14 protein-coding genes and 1 pseudogene are annotated in these 13856 nt (G+C 37.1%); 2 read left to right on the forward strand and 13 right to left on the reverse strand.

Annotated features, from left to right (window positions below; translation table 11 throughout):
• Positions 1-35 precede the first annotated feature (35 nt).
• The 6 genes from LC115_00075 to LC115_00100 all read right to left on the reverse strand — a co-directional run bounded on the left by LC115_00075 (position 36) and on the right by LC115_00100 (position 6321).
• Complete coding sequence (locus tag LC115_00075) at positions 36-635, reverse strand: ribonuclease HII (GenBank protein ID MCZ2355081.1); 600 nt, start codon at positions 633-635, stop codon at positions 36-38.
• Positions 636-822: 187 nt separating this feature from the next.
• Complete coding sequence (gene pckA, locus LC115_00080; GenBank protein ID MCZ2355082.1) at positions 823-2421, reverse strand: phosphoenolpyruvate carboxykinase (ATP); 1599 nt, start codon at positions 2419-2421, stop codon at positions 823-825.
• 248 nt (positions 2422-2669) lie between these two features.
• Positions 2670-3719: a thiamine-phosphate kinase gene (gene thiL / locus LC115_00085; GenBank protein ID MCZ2355083.1), complete on the reverse strand. Its 1050-nt coding sequence runs from the start codon at positions 3717-3719 to the stop codon at positions 2670-2672.
• A 16-nt stretch (positions 3720-3735) separates the two neighbouring features.
• Positions 3736-4587 carry an SDR family oxidoreductase gene (locus tag LC115_00090; protein MCZ2355084.1) on the reverse strand — a complete coding sequence of 284 codons (852 nt, stop codon included), beginning with the start codon at positions 4585-4587 and terminating at the stop codon, positions 3736-3738.
• Positions 4584-5282, reverse strand: coding sequence for a carboxypeptidase-like regulatory domain-containing protein (locus LC115_00095; protein ID MCZ2355085.1), 699 nt, complete (start codon positions 5280-5282; stop codon positions 4584-4586). The genes LC115_00090 and LC115_00095 overlap by 4 nt, the downstream gene beginning before the upstream one ends.
• Before the next feature lie 16 nt (positions 5283-5298).
• Entirely contained in the window at positions 5299-6321 is a 1023-nt protein-coding gene (locus LC115_00100; GenBank protein ID MCZ2355086.1) for a fumarylacetoacetate hydrolase family protein, read from the reverse strand.
• A gap of 53 nt (positions 6322-6374) precedes the next feature.
• Here LC115_00100 and LC115_00105 point away from each other — a divergent pair, with 53 nt between their 5' ends.
• Together LC115_00105 and LC115_00110 are read left to right on the forward strand one after the other, a co-directional pair.
• Entirely contained in the window at positions 6375-6590 is a 216-nt protein-coding gene (locus LC115_00105) for a transposase family protein (GenBank protein MCZ2355087.1), read from the forward strand.
• Positions 6560-6853: a hypothetical protein gene (locus tag LC115_00110; GenBank protein MCZ2355088.1), complete on the forward strand. Its 294-nt coding sequence runs from the start codon at positions 6560-6562 to the stop codon at positions 6851-6853. The genes LC115_00105 and LC115_00110 overlap by 31 nt, the downstream gene beginning before the upstream one ends.
• Before the next feature lie 104 nt (positions 6854-6957).
• Here LC115_00110 and LC115_00115 read toward each other — a convergent pair whose 3' ends face one another.
• The 7 genes and pseudogenes from LC115_00115 to LC115_00145 form a co-directional block, all read right to left on the reverse strand.
• Entirely contained in the window at positions 6958-7563 is a 606-nt protein-coding gene (locus LC115_00115; GenBank protein MCZ2355089.1) for a Fic family protein, read from the reverse strand.
• Positions 7556-7777, reverse strand: coding sequence for an antitoxin VbhA family protein (locus tag LC115_00120; GenBank protein ID MCZ2355090.1), 222 nt, complete (start codon positions 7775-7777; stop codon positions 7556-7558). Before LC115_00120 ends, LC115_00115 begins: the two co-directional genes overlap by 8 nt.
• Positions 7778-8114: 337 nt before the next feature.
• Positions 8115-9797 carry a site-specific DNA-methyltransferase gene (locus LC115_00125; protein MCZ2355091.1) on the reverse strand — a complete coding sequence of 561 codons (1683 nt, stop codon included), beginning with the start codon at positions 9795-9797 and terminating at the stop codon, positions 8115-8117.
• 329 nt (positions 9798-10126) lie between these two features.
• Positions 10127-10294 (reverse strand): annotated as a pseudogene (locus LC115_00130) (transposase).
• 351 nt (positions 10295-10645) lie between these two features.
• Complete coding sequence (locus tag LC115_00135) at positions 10646-11050, reverse strand: hypothetical protein (GenBank protein ID MCZ2355092.1); 405 nt, start codon at positions 11048-11050, stop codon at positions 10646-10648.
• Position 11051: 1 nt separating this feature from the next.
• The gene (locus tag LC115_00140; GenBank protein MCZ2355093.1) at positions 11052-11588 is read right to left on the reverse strand and encodes a hypothetical protein; all 537 of its coding nucleotides are present in this window, start codon (positions 11586-11588) and stop codon (positions 11052-11054) included.
• A gap of 223 nt (positions 11589-11811) precedes the next feature.
• Positions 11812-13856, reverse strand: a 2045-nt coding sequence (locus tag LC115_00145; GenBank protein ID MCZ2355094.1) for a type I restriction enzyme HsdR N-terminal domain-containing protein, incomplete at its 5' end; no start/stop codon positions are given.

Here is a 13856-nt window from a genome sequence, read left to right on the forward strand (position 1 = left end):
GGTTTATACAAGTAAGATCTCAATAGCATCCTATCTTATAGTAAGTTTAATTTGAGTTGCTGGTTTCTTAAAAAAGAGCGCCTATGCCAATAACATATTCCTATTTTTTTTATTATATTTCGGTGATACTCAGTAGGATAGCCTTTGTTTTGCTGCCAATTGTAGTCTGGAAAGGTTTTATCAAGATGCACCATTAAATCATCCCGAAAGGTTTTGGCCAAAATAGAAGCTGCCGCAATCGAGAGTAATTTTGAATCTCCCTTCACTACACATTGAAAGGGGATAGTTGGATGCCGGAATTGATTTCCATCTATAACTAAAAATTCTGGTTGAATAGACAAAAGGCTGATTGCTTCTTGCATTGCAAGAATGGAGGCATTTAGAATATTCAAGCTATCTATTTGAGCTGGTGAGGCACTTCCTATATTCCAAGCTAAGGCATTTTGCAAAATCTCATCCCTTAGCGCATAACGTTTAGCCGGTGTTAATTGTTTGGAGTCTTTAATATCTGGGTGTGTATAATCTCTGGGCAGGATAACGGCTGCTGCGATTACAGGACCGGCTAAGCAGCCACGCCCTGCTTCATCCACACCAGCTTCATATAAGCTATCTCCAAAGCGTACCGGTAAACTCATCTATTTTTTAGTTAAATTAGGTATTATGAGCAGGATGTTTTAAGTTTTTAATATAATTATTATCAATATGTTAGATTTAAAAATCGATTTAACGTATAATAGAAAAGAGGTTCAAATTTTTGAACCTCTTTTCTATTACCTAAGTTTTTGGAGACAAGCAAAGCTATTTTACAAAAGATTTATTTGCTTATTTTACTAAAACTTTTGGGGCTGCGCCTTTGATTTCTGCATTTGCAAAAGCCTCATATTGAGCAAAGTTTTTGATAAATCGTGCTGCTAAATCATTTGCTTTGGCATCATAGGCAGATTTATCTACCCATGTATTGCGTGGGTTTAGCAGCTCGGCAGGAACTGCCGGTACTGCATTGGGAATAGCTAACCCAAAAATAGGGTCTTTTTCAAAAGTAGCATTATTTAGTTGTCCATTTAAGGCTGCGGTAATCATTGCTCTGGTGTAGCTAAGTTTCATTCGGCTACCCACGCCATAAGGGCCGCCTGTCCAACCGGTATTAACCAACCAAACGTTTACATTGCCGGCTTTTAGTTTTTCTCCCAACATCTCTGCGTATTTGGTAGGGTGCAAGGGTAAAAAAGCTTTTCCAAAACAGGCCGAAAATGTTGTTTGGGGTTCTGTAACTCCAGCTTCTGTTCCGGCAACCTTGGCGGTATAGCCGGAAATAAAGTGATACATTGCTTGACCCACATCTAACTTTGAGATAGGAGGTAAAACACCAAAGGCATCACAGGTAAGTAAGAAAATGTTCTTAGGAACTCCACCCAAAGAGGGTTCTACTGCATTTGAAATGTAGTGAATCGGGTAAGCAACGCGGGTGTTTTCGGTGATTTTGGTACTTTTGAAATCAATAGTACGGGAATCTTCACAGAATGTAGTATTTTCTACCAGAGAGCCAAATTTGATTGCATCCCAGATTTGGGGTTCTTTTTCTTTGGATAGGTCAATACACTTTGCGTAGCATCCGCCTTCAAAGTTAAACGTGCCGGAGTCTGTCCAGCCGTGTTCGTCATCCCCAATTAGCCCACGTTCGGGGTCTGCTGAAAGGGTTGTTTTACCTGTGCCGGATAACCCAAAGAAAATGGCGGTATCACCGTCTTTTCCGATATTGGCAGAGCAGTGCATCGGAAGAACTCCTTTGAACGGAAGCAGATAGTTCATCACGGTGAAAATTCCTTTTTTGATTTCTCCGGTATAAGCAGAGCCACCGATTAAAATGATTTTTTTAGTGAAGTTTACGATAGAGAAGTTATGCTGTCTGGTACCGTCTATGTTTTTGTTTGCATAGAATCCGGGTACTGCTAACACCGTGAATTCTGGGCTAAAGTTCTTTAACTCATCTAATTGCGGGCGCAAAAATAGGTTATTAGCGAATAAGTTTTGCCAAGGAAACTCTGTTACTACCCGAATAGGCAGGCGGTAGCGAGGGTCAGCTCCGGCGTAAGCGTCACGCACATAGAGATCCCGACCTTGAAGATATGCTAACACACGAACATACAACTTGTCAAAATTTTCGGAAGAAAACTCGTTGTTAATATCTCCCCACCAAACATGGTCTTTGGTATTATCATCTTTAACCACAAACTTATCTTTGGGGGAACGTCCGGTAAACTCGCCCGTTTTCACAACAAGCCCACCATTATCGGCCAATACACCTTCGTCTTTTACTAAGGTATGCTCGACCAACTCAGCCGGAGTTAAATTATAATAAATTTTACGAACTCCGGTAACATTTAAGTATCCAAGAATTTCTTGGCTAAGGGATTGATTCATAAATAATTAAGATTTATTTGTTTGTCTTTAAATTTTAATGCAAATTTCCGGTATTTTAATGTAACTTGCAAGCCTTTATTACGCTATTTTGTTAAAGCATTTTTCCTTAAAATAAATTAATAACAAACGATTTAAGGTAAAGATAGAGGAAATAAAGTATTTTTAACAAAATTGGATTTTGGTTCAAAAAAATAATGTAAAGAGCGACTTAGGATAGTTCGATGGTAATTTTTTAATTATTTCCAACGTTATTCAGAAGAGTTTGTGTTTTTTTTGAAATGATTAAAACCTAAGGGTTCAATCGGGATTTGTTCGCCTATATCGGTTTCTAAGATTATACCATCTTCAAGGTTTTTGATAGCGCCAATAATCTGAATTTTTTCATCATGTTGAATTTTTTCATAGTCGCTGAGTGGGACGGTAAACAGAAGTTCATAATCTTCACCGCCGTTTAGGGCATAGGTAATTGGGGATATATCAAAAAGTTCGGCTACTTTGGCAGTTTCAGTGTCAATTGGGATACGGTCTGCGTATAAAACAGCACCGGTATGAGATGCAGCGCAGATATGATGAATTTCATTGGAGAGGCCATCACTAATATCAATCATTGCCGTTGGAGTGATATTGAGTTCTTCTAATCGTTCTACAATTTCTTTTCTGGCTTCGGGGCGTAGTTGGCGGGAGATTACGTAGCTAAATTCAGATAAAACTGGCTGAATATCATTATTTTGCAAAAAAACTTGTTTTTCACGCTGTAAAATTTGTAATCCGGCATAAGCTGCACCTAAATTTCCAGAAACACAAATCAGGTCATTTAGATTTGCACCACTTCGATAGGATATTTTTTCTGGTTGTGCAAGCCCTACTGCTGTGATGCTTATCATCAGATAATTAGGTGAATAGGTCGTATCGCCTCCCAGTAAATCTATTTGATAACGTTGGCAAGCTAAGCGAATCCCTTGATAAATTTCTTCAATAAATTCTATGGAAAGGTATTTGGGTATTGCTATTCCGACTACAATACCCGTTGGTATTGCGTTCATGGCATAGACATCACTTAGATTTGTCGTAACGGCTTTATAACCAAGATGTTTTGCCGGATGATACATTAAATCAAAGTGAATGTGCTCTACAAGTAAATCAGTAGTGATAACTTGGGCTTTGGATTCCCCCAAAGAGACTACGGCGCAGTCATCACCAACTGTTTTTTGGGTTTGTGAATGATATATGGGAAAGTTTTGCGTTAGCTTAGTAATTAATTCAAATTCAGATATTTCTGATAGAGAGGTGTGCTGCATAGCAAAGGTGTACGAATTAGATTTCGTTCAGTTTTAGGTTTTTTAGAACAAGGTTATCGCGTATTTTATCAGGGATAAATTTAGCTAAGAATGCTTGGATTTTAGCATCTTGTCCTACTACGTAGCGTGTTTTGGGCTTTGAGGCTTCTAATGCGTGAATAACTGCATCTGCTACGGATTCGGGTGTTCCGCCTCTGGCGGCTGTTTTTAGGATTATTTTTCGGAATCTATCAATATACGGGCGGTAGAGAGCTGTTTTTTCAGGGTCAATTCTATTTTCGAGGTCGATAGCGGCTTCGTTGGATTTTTCCCAAATGGGGGTAACAATTCTGCCGGGTTCAATAATAGAAACTTGAATTTCCCATGGTTTAAGTTCCATTCGTAGTGAATCTGTGATGGCTTCTAAGGCAAATTTAGAACTGCAATAAGGCCCGGTAAAAGGTATCGCCATTCGTCCGCTGATTGAACCAATATTAACAATTCTTCCTTTGGAAGCTCTTAGTAGATTTATAAATGCTTGAATAACAGATAACTGCCCAAATACATTAACTTCAAATTGTTTACGAATATCTTCTATGGGTATTGCTTCTAACGGGCAAGCTACTGCTATTCCGGCGTTATTAACTAAGCCATGAAAACCTTCTGAGCCGATCTGGGTGGTGATTATAGAAGCGGCATCTTGAATAGATTCCGGCTGGGTAACATCCAAAAATATTGGGATAGCTCTATTTTTGCTTTCTTGTTTTAACTTTTCGGCATCTTGTTCTTTTCTGACTCCGGCAAACACCCGCCAGCCGCTATTGAGCAGTATATGTACGCAGGCTTTACCTATTCCGGTTGAAGCACCGGTTACCAAAACCGATTTCATTTGTTAAATTCTTCCGGTATTAAAGTCATTTCGGTATTTCCGTTGTCTTTTAGTTCTACTTTTAAGGCAGAGATAGATTGAACATACCAGGTATCTACAACACTGTTTCTATCAATAGTTAATACGGTTCCGGCTAATTTCCATGTACCTAAACTGCTATCTGGCTGGCCTGTGCAGCGATAATAATTATAGTACCAACGAAAATCCCGCGTAGCGTTTGGCTTAAATCTCAAAACATCATCTTTATCGCAGTTTTGTATAGTAGAGACACCGGCAGTTTTGATGTCCGCAATCATCCAAGTTTTGGTCGTATTAGAAAGCATCTGGTTGTTATTGGGAGTATATATTTGGATTGGTTTGGGCATCGTTGTTCCGGAAATTAATGGGATAATGGTGTTATATGCAGAAGTAGAGTTGTTTAGATTTCCTTTGGTTACCCGGATGTAGTATAAAATAGCATCTAATGGCTCAAAAAGAATTTTACCGGTTGCGTCTGTTTTCCCTGTTTTTACAGCACCAGTATCATTGTAGTATGCTGACTTAGAGGAGTATAACTTTACTTCTGCATCACTAACTGCATTTGAACTGGTATCGGTTACAGTAATGCTCAATGAGGTAGGCTCTGCTGTTTTATCTTCTTTTTTGCAACTCCAAAAGGAGAGTAGTAAAAGTGCCGTAATGAAAAAGTATTTCATAAAAGTTAGTATTTTTTTAGTTAGATAAATGTTTTCTCTGCAAGATAGAGAAATTATCTTCAATTTGAATGGTGTTTGTTAATGTCCCGAGTTTTTCGATAGTTAAGCTGACGGTATCGCCGGCATTTAGCCATTGAACGGGATAATTGGGGTTTTGGAGCAAGCCTGTTCCATTTAGTTCTAAGAAACAACCCGTTCCAACAGTTCCAGAGCCAATAACTTCACCCGGGTAAATAGTTACTCCATAAGAGCAACGTTCAATGATTTCTGCAAACGTCCAGTCCATATCTGCTACGTTTCCTGTAGAAACCTGAATACCGTTTACATGGGCAGCCATAGATAGTTTGTATTGTACTCCAATATGTCCTTTTCGGGTGGGATGTAGCAAAGGAGCAAGTTCATCTTTAGTAACGATGTATGGACCAATAGAGGTAGCAAAGTCTTTGCCTTTTGCTGGGCCAAGGTTGAGCAACATTTCTTCCATTTGCAGTGTTCTTGCGCTCCAGTCATTCATGATAGTATAACCAAAGATATGGTCATCTGCAAATTCAGCGCGGATATTCCTGCCAGTTTTCCCGATTACGGCTGCCACTTCTAATTCAAAGTCTAATTTTTGAAAATGGTCAGCCATAAAAAGGAGTTCGCCCGGCCCCTTAATAGCTTGATGGTTTGTGAAATAAAAAATAGGATACTGGTCAAATTCCGGTATCATAGGTGCTTTGCGGTTTCTGCGGGCAGTTTCCACGTGTTGGCGAAAAGCATATCCGTCTCTACAAGCAGGAGGCTTAGGAATTGGCGCATTGATATTAACTGACGACTCCGAAAAAATAAGTTCTTGAAAATCTCCTAATTGATACCGTTTTACCAATTCATATAGAACTGGTTCAGTAACAGATAATTCGTTTAGCAAAGACAACATACATGGCGGGATGATTTTGCCTAATTTTTGGGCAGCAGCCGGAATATCTAATAGCCCTTCCTCCCACACAAGTGCAATAGACTGTTGGTTTTCTTTTGACGAATAAGTCGCTAATCTCATCTGCGGCTAAATTAAAACTTTTTACAATAGATTTTATATTTAGTTAAGGATTTATGAAGATAAAGATGAAAGTATTACCGACACGAGATAGTGAAATGCTCAATCAATTGATACAAGAGATGGGCTTACAAGAGGTTGTAATTGATGCTACTGAACGCCAGATACAACGACCAAAGGATTATGAGGTTCAAAAGGAATATTATAGCGGTAAAAAAAAACTCATACGCTCAAGAACACCATTATCACTGATAAAACGACTTCTTACGTAATATTTTTAGGCGAAACATACGAAGGAAAAGAACATGATAAAACGATACTTGAATACGAAGAAATAGACCTTAAAGAAGAAATAAAAGGATATCTTGATATTGCTTATTTAAACGTAAAAATAAAAAATCTGACAGCCATTTTGCCAACTAAAAAGCCAAAAGGAAAAGAGTTAACAGAGGAACAAAAACAGCAAAACAAAGAAAAATCAAAAATAAGACTGAGTGTAGAACCTTATTTATTCTTAGCGATAAATTACGTGTGAAAAAATACGAACAGCACGACAAACTAATGCTATTAGGATGCGCTCTGCACAACCTAAGAATTTAATGCAGAAAATCAATAACAAATTAACTTATATAAAGTCTATTATTCATTCGTGTCAATTAGTTCAAAAACCAACTCTGTCAATGTATTCACGTCACTTTCAATGGTTCCTTGCATATATCGTTCATAAACGCTTTTGTTGTTTGGTGGATTAAGATTTAATCTCAATCCCTTTTCCAAAGCCAACAGTCTTAAAAACTCTCTTTGTGCTCGCCCATTACCTTCTCTGAAAGGGTGTAAATAGTTTACATTGTCTAATATCTCTGATAATTTTTCGGCTAAATTTCTTTTGTTGATTTTTAGAATTTTCCTGAACTCGCCAATTAACTGGTCAATGTATCGAAATGCATTGTCAAAATGAGAAGTAGGGAAAAACTGTTTACCGCCTTTACTAATTTCAACTGTTCGCCTTTTCCCTGCCCAAACATATATATCCTGAAATAAATATCCATGAATTTCAAAAAGGCTGTCAATACCCTTTATTTTTATCGGGTTTTCGTAAAGTTCTTGAAGTCGTTTTGTTACGATACTGCTCTCAACAAAGAGCAATACATCAGGGTCTGTAATGTCTTGTAAATTCCGTAAAAGTCCTGTCTTTGGGTCAGTGTAGGTGAAATCAGGGTCTATGTATTTGTATGAATTAGACATAGGCTTTTTCTTTGGCGAATGTTACAAGTTCTGGTAGTGATATTTTTCCTGTTACATAGTCTCTAATTATTTCAATACCCTTTGGTGTTGGTTTAAAGCCTTCAAACATATTACTACCCAAAGCGTTTGCAGTGCTTTCCAAGGTTTTCAAATCCGAAAACTTAACGCCCATTATTGTTAGATTGCTTCTATCTATTTCAATTGTGTTATACATGTTTTTCAGTCTTAAATTCTTTTCAAATATACAAAACATTTAGGTCAAATTGCATGTTTATTGTCGGTTTAGAATGATGTATAACGCAGCACTTGATAAAATCAGGGCAAGCTCTGCGTTGAGCGACGTTCGTTTTGGATGGGAGTGTTTGCACAGCAAAACACGAAGAACAAAACTACGCCGCAGGCGTAATGTCGCTCAACGGGCTCGCGGCTTGGCGATGGGCGGGATTTTAGCACCAAAGTTGATACGAAGCACATAGTTCAAATTTAGCAAAAAGTTTCATACGAAGCACGTCACCCCGCCTATTGCCAACACAATGTTAGCAGCAGAGCTATCACGTTCGCTCTATTTTTCCGTTTACTTTCAGTTTAATTACTTCAATGTTGTCAAGTCCGTCATTGTCCACAACCTTAACAGCAATGTTGTGTTGTCCTGCTTTGAATTTGTGTGTTTGTTTTCCGTCTTTGTCAATAAGCACTTGTGGTTTGAAACCTTTGCCAGCTTTGTAGTCAAAGTCCCAAGCGTAAAATTCGATTCCTGCGTTGCTTTGTGCAGTCGCAATAAATTCAATTTCTCTAAGTTCTTTTTTGTCTTTTCCGTTGTCATTGATTGTAACTGTCAAGGTTGGTTTTTTAGCAATAGGAACAATGTCCTCAACTGTTACAAGTTTGATGATAATATTTTCTTTGTTCTTCAAACGTGCAACTTCTTCAACAGCACCTTTACCAAAAGAAAAAGCGATAATGAAGCCGACAGGCTTCATTATCGCTTGGTTCTTTTCAAAAAGTTTTTTGTCTGAACGCTGAACTGCCGAAAGAAAATTGTCAATTACATTTCGTCCGATGTTGTCGCTACGTTTTACTTGTATTGGCGTGTTATCTTTTGTTTTTCCGTCAAGTCCTAAATCGCCACGTTGTTTGCTGTTTGATGTTCCTCCAAATTGTGTAACTATCCAACTTTCAAATTTAAAAGCATCTTTGTATCGAAGTGTGTCGTAGTCATATTTATGAAGTTGTGTAATGAAAGGTTTGCTAAACAAATCTTGTTGCAAGTTCAACCTAAATTCTGTTACTTTAATTGCTTGAACAGACTGGTCAATACCAATCCATCGTCTATTAAATTTATCTGCTGCTGCAACTGTTGTTCCACCACCAACAAAAGGGTCAAGCACAATGTCGCCTTCATTACTTGCAGCTTCAATAATTCTTTGAAGCAATGCAAAAGGTTTTTGCGTTGGATAACCAATTCGCTCACTTTTTGGGATTAGAAAATCTTCCCAAATATCGTCTAAGGATTTTCCGGGCATTTCGTCCAAATAGTGTTTTAAATATGGTTTGCCTTTTTCTGAATAATACAATTTCCCTTCTGCTTCAAATTTTTCAAAATTTGCTTTTGAATATGCCCAATATCTACCAACAGGTGGCTTTACGCCTTTCCATTCAAATGAAGTGTCGCCACCACCTTTTGCAGCGGACAAATCAGATGCTTTAAATCTTCTGCCGTTTTCATCTACTTTGTTATATGCCGCTTGGGCGTATTCTTCCGTGTATTTTTGATAAACAGGATTAAAGGTGAAGCCTTTGTTTTCTTTTGCGTAGAAAAAAATTGTGTCGTATGTTCTGCCAAAATGTTTTGCACCTTGTTTTGTGTCATTGTGCGTTGTTGTCCTTTTCCAAATTATTTCATTCTTGAAATTTTGTCCACCAAAAATTCTATCTAAAATTTCTGTCCGTATGTATGCGTTAGCGTGCCAATCGCAATGCAAAAAAATTGTTCCCGTCTTTTTTAAAATTCTGTGCATTTCAATAACTCTTTCTTTGAGCCAAGCAATGTAATGATCAATACCACCGCTAAAACGGTCTTCAAAACTGCGAACTTCGCCTTTGTCGCCCCAAATTACTTCGTAAGTTCTGTTGCTAAAAAATGGTGGGTCAAGATAAATCAAGTCCACGCTTTCGCTGTCAATGCTTTTTAGAATTTCAAGGTTGTCACCAAGAATTAGTTTGTTTACTTCCATTTGTCGCTCCGTTTAGAGTAACAAAGTTAATAATCTTTGTCGGCTGTGAATGTTCGTGTCCGCAGTGTCCCGTTAGCTTTGCCACTAACTATTTAATTGACGAAGTTCCAAGAAAAAAAGAGGATTCCAAAATGAATTTTGGGATTTCGGTGTTTTTTTTCTTGGGATATAATTCTGGTGGGTTCTAAAAATCAGTTTTTTTATTTTTTTCAGGCACAAATCAGAACTCTTTTAAAATCTGGGCTGAAAAAGTAAGCAATTGTACAAATTATTTTTTTAATTCACATACAAATTTTTAATTCGCAATTAACTAACTAATTAATAGCATATTACGATGTAAATAAATTTAATCTTTGAACTTGTTCAAGCCTGAATAAGTTGTAGGTAAGGTTTATGAGTTCGATTATTCCTGTTGCTCTTGCTATTCCTACAGATTTAACCGCAAGCCCGTTCATGCTTTGTTCCATAAAACCAAATACGTGTTCCACTCTTACCCTTGTGATGTCATATTGTTTTCGTGTTAAATTATATGCAAACATACATATAATTGCTTGAATAACAATGATTTAAATTATAGAACCCACCGTAAAACTTTTAGGCGAAACATACAAAGGAAAAGAGTTAACGGAGGAACAAAAACAGTAAAACAAGGAAAAATCAAAAATAAGAGTGAGTGTAGAACATAGTATTAGCGGGATCAAACGCTTATTTATCCTTAGCTACAAATTACGTGTGAAAAAATACGAACAGCACGACAAACTAATGCTATTAGGGTGCGCCCTGCACAACTTTAGAATTAAATGTAGAAAATCAATAACAAATTAACTTATATAAAGTCTAATGTATAGTTAGTAGTCAAACGGGCTTTCATCAGTTTCTGTTTTTTCTTCACCTGTTAAAAATTCGTCTATAAACCCTTCAATGTTTGAAGCCTTAAAGCGAACTGTTTCATACAAATCATAAATTGCTCTGTCGTCAGGAAATGCCCATTCAGAGTTGCCCCAACCGTCTATAAATTCAAGTCTATAACCGTCTGTCCATTCAGAGGCCCCTTCATCGTAAAAATATTTTGATTGATACTTATACAATCGTAAACTTTTGTCTAAGACTTTACATGTATAGACATTGTCTGCCAATACCTCACTGCCAGAAAGTGATGATGGTTTGCTGCGATTTACTTCCCACTTAATAGTTCCTTCTTTAGTGTCCCGATTAAGTTTGGATATTATTTTAATGCTATGCTTTGTGCTCATGTTACAATGATTTGCCTTTGTTTTGTTTAATGTTTTCTAATTGTCTAATGATTTCTATCAAACTGCCATAAACTATCCAAACGTCATCATATGTCGTTTGATAAAATCGCTTTGGATACTTAGTAATGTAAAATATGAAACTTGAACTCTGAACCTGCCTTATGACAAATGGTCTTGTTCGTCTGCCTTTCAAAAAAGAACATAGTCTTCTACTCTTTAAACTTTGACGATAACTAATTTTCGGAATTAAATCTTCCAATTCAGAAATGCAATTTGCAAATTCTGTTCTAATCTCACGTCGGTTGCTATTATAGTCGTTTAGAAATTGATTGATTTCAGAAGCAGATTTTTGCAGATTGTCAATATGCTTTTTAATTCGCTTGTCAAAAATGTAACTCGTCTTTAACTTGTTTATTTCCGACTTAATGAAAAGTCCGATTATAAAAGCACCGATTGCAAAACAAAACCCGACAACTTCTAAAACGTTTGCCCAAGTTTCTAAGTCCCACTCTAAGAATAAATTTTTTAGTATGTCCAAGCGTCTGTGTTGTTTGTGTCTAAATGTAAATTATTTATGTCTGTCATTTTAATGTTACACGGTTCGGTAAGCCTTCTGACTAACGGAACGGGGCTTCACGCAGGCAGGGATTCTTAGCACTACCGTTGATGCGAAGACCGAAGTTCAAATTTAATAAAAATCTTTAAATCAAAGTAGGTATTGCCGCTTTTGGCAAACTGTTAGTTAGTGGCCGAACTTATCGTCAGTCAAACAATGTTGCTTGGCCTTCACGTTTTAGTCGCCAACTGTCTTGCCCAACACGTTCGGCAATATCTTCAAGAACATTCAGCACAGTCTGATTTTCAGGGGTTGTTCCATTTTTAAGTAACGGAAGTATTTCTAAAATTATTTGGTCAAAATGCGGTGGCTTGTTAGCACGTTCCATTCTACGCAAATAGCTAATCAGGTAATATTTTATGCGAAGCCTAACGTCAATATGAGTTCTGAATTTTGTATCTTTTTTGATTGTAAATTCTTCTGTTGTTTCGTTGTAATCAAAGTTGTCAAGCAAGATGGGTGTTAGGTCTGTGTATTCCTTTTTAAGCAAGTCAAGAAATCCCAACTCCAAACCTTTAATGATAAGTTCGTCATTGATTTGCTCCAATGTTGCACCGTTGTTTTTTGCAATAATCCCTTCAACTGTTTGCATAACGATTTCGGCAATGTCCATTCCTAAATTTGCTCTTAGAATTGCTTTTGGATTGCGGACTTTACGAAAGTTGATAATAAGCTGTCCGCTTAAAACTGTAAACGGATTTTGCCGCTTTTTGAAACTTGTTTGTCCATTTTTTTGAGGAACAGCACCAATATATTCAAAACCGCAACTTTCGGCTGTGTCAATAATTAAATGCCAAAATTCAGGGTCTTTGTGTGCAAACACAAAAGATAACCAACGGTCATATTTTAGCACACGATACATTTCTTTAATGCTTTGTGCAATTAGTTCGTTGTATTCCTCTTTGCTCTTCTTCTGCTCTCCACCTTCAATAGCTTCTTGCTTAAAATCTTCTTCCGTTACTTCAAGGTCAAGCCAAGCGTTCCACATGGCAGATAAATCCAAATAAGGAATTTTCTTTCCATAAGGCGGGTCAGTGTAAATGTAATCTACACTTTCTTTTGGTAAAAATTTTAAGCTGGTTGCAGAACCTTTTACAATTTGTGCGTTTGAAATGGTTTTGTCGTTAATGAACAAACTCATTTCTTTTTTTGCTTCCGAAATTTTTTTATAGCGAAGTTCAAAGCATTGTGTTACGTCAATGTCAGTTGGATTTGGTGCAATTCTGTAACGGTAATAGCGGAACGCTGCCGCATCCCCGCCAAATCCTGTTCCTGCTTCAATTGCATCGCTTACGTGGTAAGTTAAATTGATACGTGTAACAACACCAGAAAAAGCTAACAACAAAGAGTTTCTTATATTTTCGTTTGGTTGTTTTAATATCAGTGATTTCAAATAACCTAACTGTGCTAATTGTTTGTCACTAAAAAGTTGGTCGGCTGTTTTCACGTCCGAACCTTTTGGTAAAGGCAATGATTTAGGTTGTGGATATTTTTTGATTGCTTTTTTAATTTCCTCTTTTGTCTTTGGTTCGTGTGCTTCGTATTCGTTTTTTATTTGCACAAAAGCCTCTGTCAAATCTGTTTGTTTTACAGGTGCAATCAGAGATTTCACCAAGAAAACAGCCATTGGATTGATGTCAATGTTTATCCCTTTTCGGTTATTCATTAAGGCTTCAATAGCGGTTACTCCACTACCACCAAAAGGGTCAAGCACCAAGTCGCCCGGCTTGCTAAAATTTTTAATGTATTCAGTAACAACATTCCAAGCCTGTTTTGTAAAATAACCGTGAACTCCAAAATGTCTTTTTGCTGCACGTTTTTTTACTTCAATTTCTTCCAATAATGGGCGTGTTGCATAATCAAAACCTGTTGGTTTTGCTGTTGCGCTCGTTGTGTCGTAAGTAAAATTTTTGCCAACTTGAAAACTATTTGGCGAAAGAAACATTTTTAAATCTTTCCAATAATGTTCAATTTCATCAATGGGAAAAAATAAAACAGGTTTTTCTGTGTCGTTAGTTCTAAAAACAGAAAATTCTAAACCGTTGCAAAGTGAAAAATAATTACTTCTAATTTCTGGGTGTGTAGCGTAACTATACACTTGTTCAACATTGTCGTCATTGATTATTTTTTGGTCGGGTGCTTTTGCATCTAAAACCCAAGCAAAATTATTTTCAACTTTTAGAGCATAGT

This window comes from Bacteroidia bacterium, from assembly GCA_026932145.1.
Taxonomy (GTDB): Bacteria; Bacteroidota; Bacteroidia; order J057; family JAIXKT01; genus JAIXKT01.

What these genes read in the sequence shown, in the direction of transcription:
- LC115_00075 (MCZ2355081.1), bottom strand. Translation starts at nt 635, where the DNA reads ATGAGTTTACCGGTACGCTTTGGAGATAGCTTATATGAAGCTGGTGTG.
- pckA (MCZ2355082.1), bottom strand. Translation starts at nt 2,421, where the DNA reads ATGAATCAATCCCTTAGCCAAGAAATTCTTGGATACTTAAATGTTACC.
- thiL (MCZ2355083.1), bottom strand. Translation starts at nt 3,719, where the DNA reads ATGCAGCACACCTCTCTATCAGAAATATCTGAATTTGAATTAATTACT.
- LC115_00090 (MCZ2355084.1), bottom strand. Translation starts at nt 4,587, where the DNA reads ATGAAATCGGTTTTGGTAACCGGTGCTTCAACCGGAATAGGTAAAGCC.
- LC115_00095 (MCZ2355085.1), bottom strand. Translation starts at nt 5,282, where the DNA reads ATGAAATACTTTTTCATTACGGCACTTTTACTACTCTCCTTTTGGAGT.
- LC115_00100 (MCZ2355086.1), bottom strand. Translation starts at nt 6,321, where the DNA reads ATGAGATTAGCGACTTATTCGTCAAAAGAAAACCAACAGTCTATTGCA.
- LC115_00105 (MCZ2355087.1), top strand. Translation starts at nt 6,375, where the DNA reads ATGAAGATAAAGATGAAAGTATTACCGACACGAGATAGTGAAATGCTC.
- LC115_00115 (MCZ2355089.1), bottom strand. Translation starts at nt 7,563, where the DNA reads ATGTCTAATTCATACAAATACATAGACCCTGATTTCACCTACACTGAC.
- LC115_00120 (MCZ2355090.1), bottom strand. Translation starts at nt 7,777, where the DNA reads ATGTATAACACAATTGAAATAGATAGAAGCAATCTAACAATAATGGGC.
- LC115_00125 (MCZ2355091.1), bottom strand. Translation starts at nt 9,797, where the DNA reads ATGGAAGTAAACAAACTAATTCTTGGTGACAACCTTGAAATTCTAAAA.
- LC115_00135 (MCZ2355092.1), bottom strand. Translation starts at nt 11,050, where the DNA reads ATGAGCACAAAGCATAGCATTAAAATAATATCCAAACTTAATCGGGAC.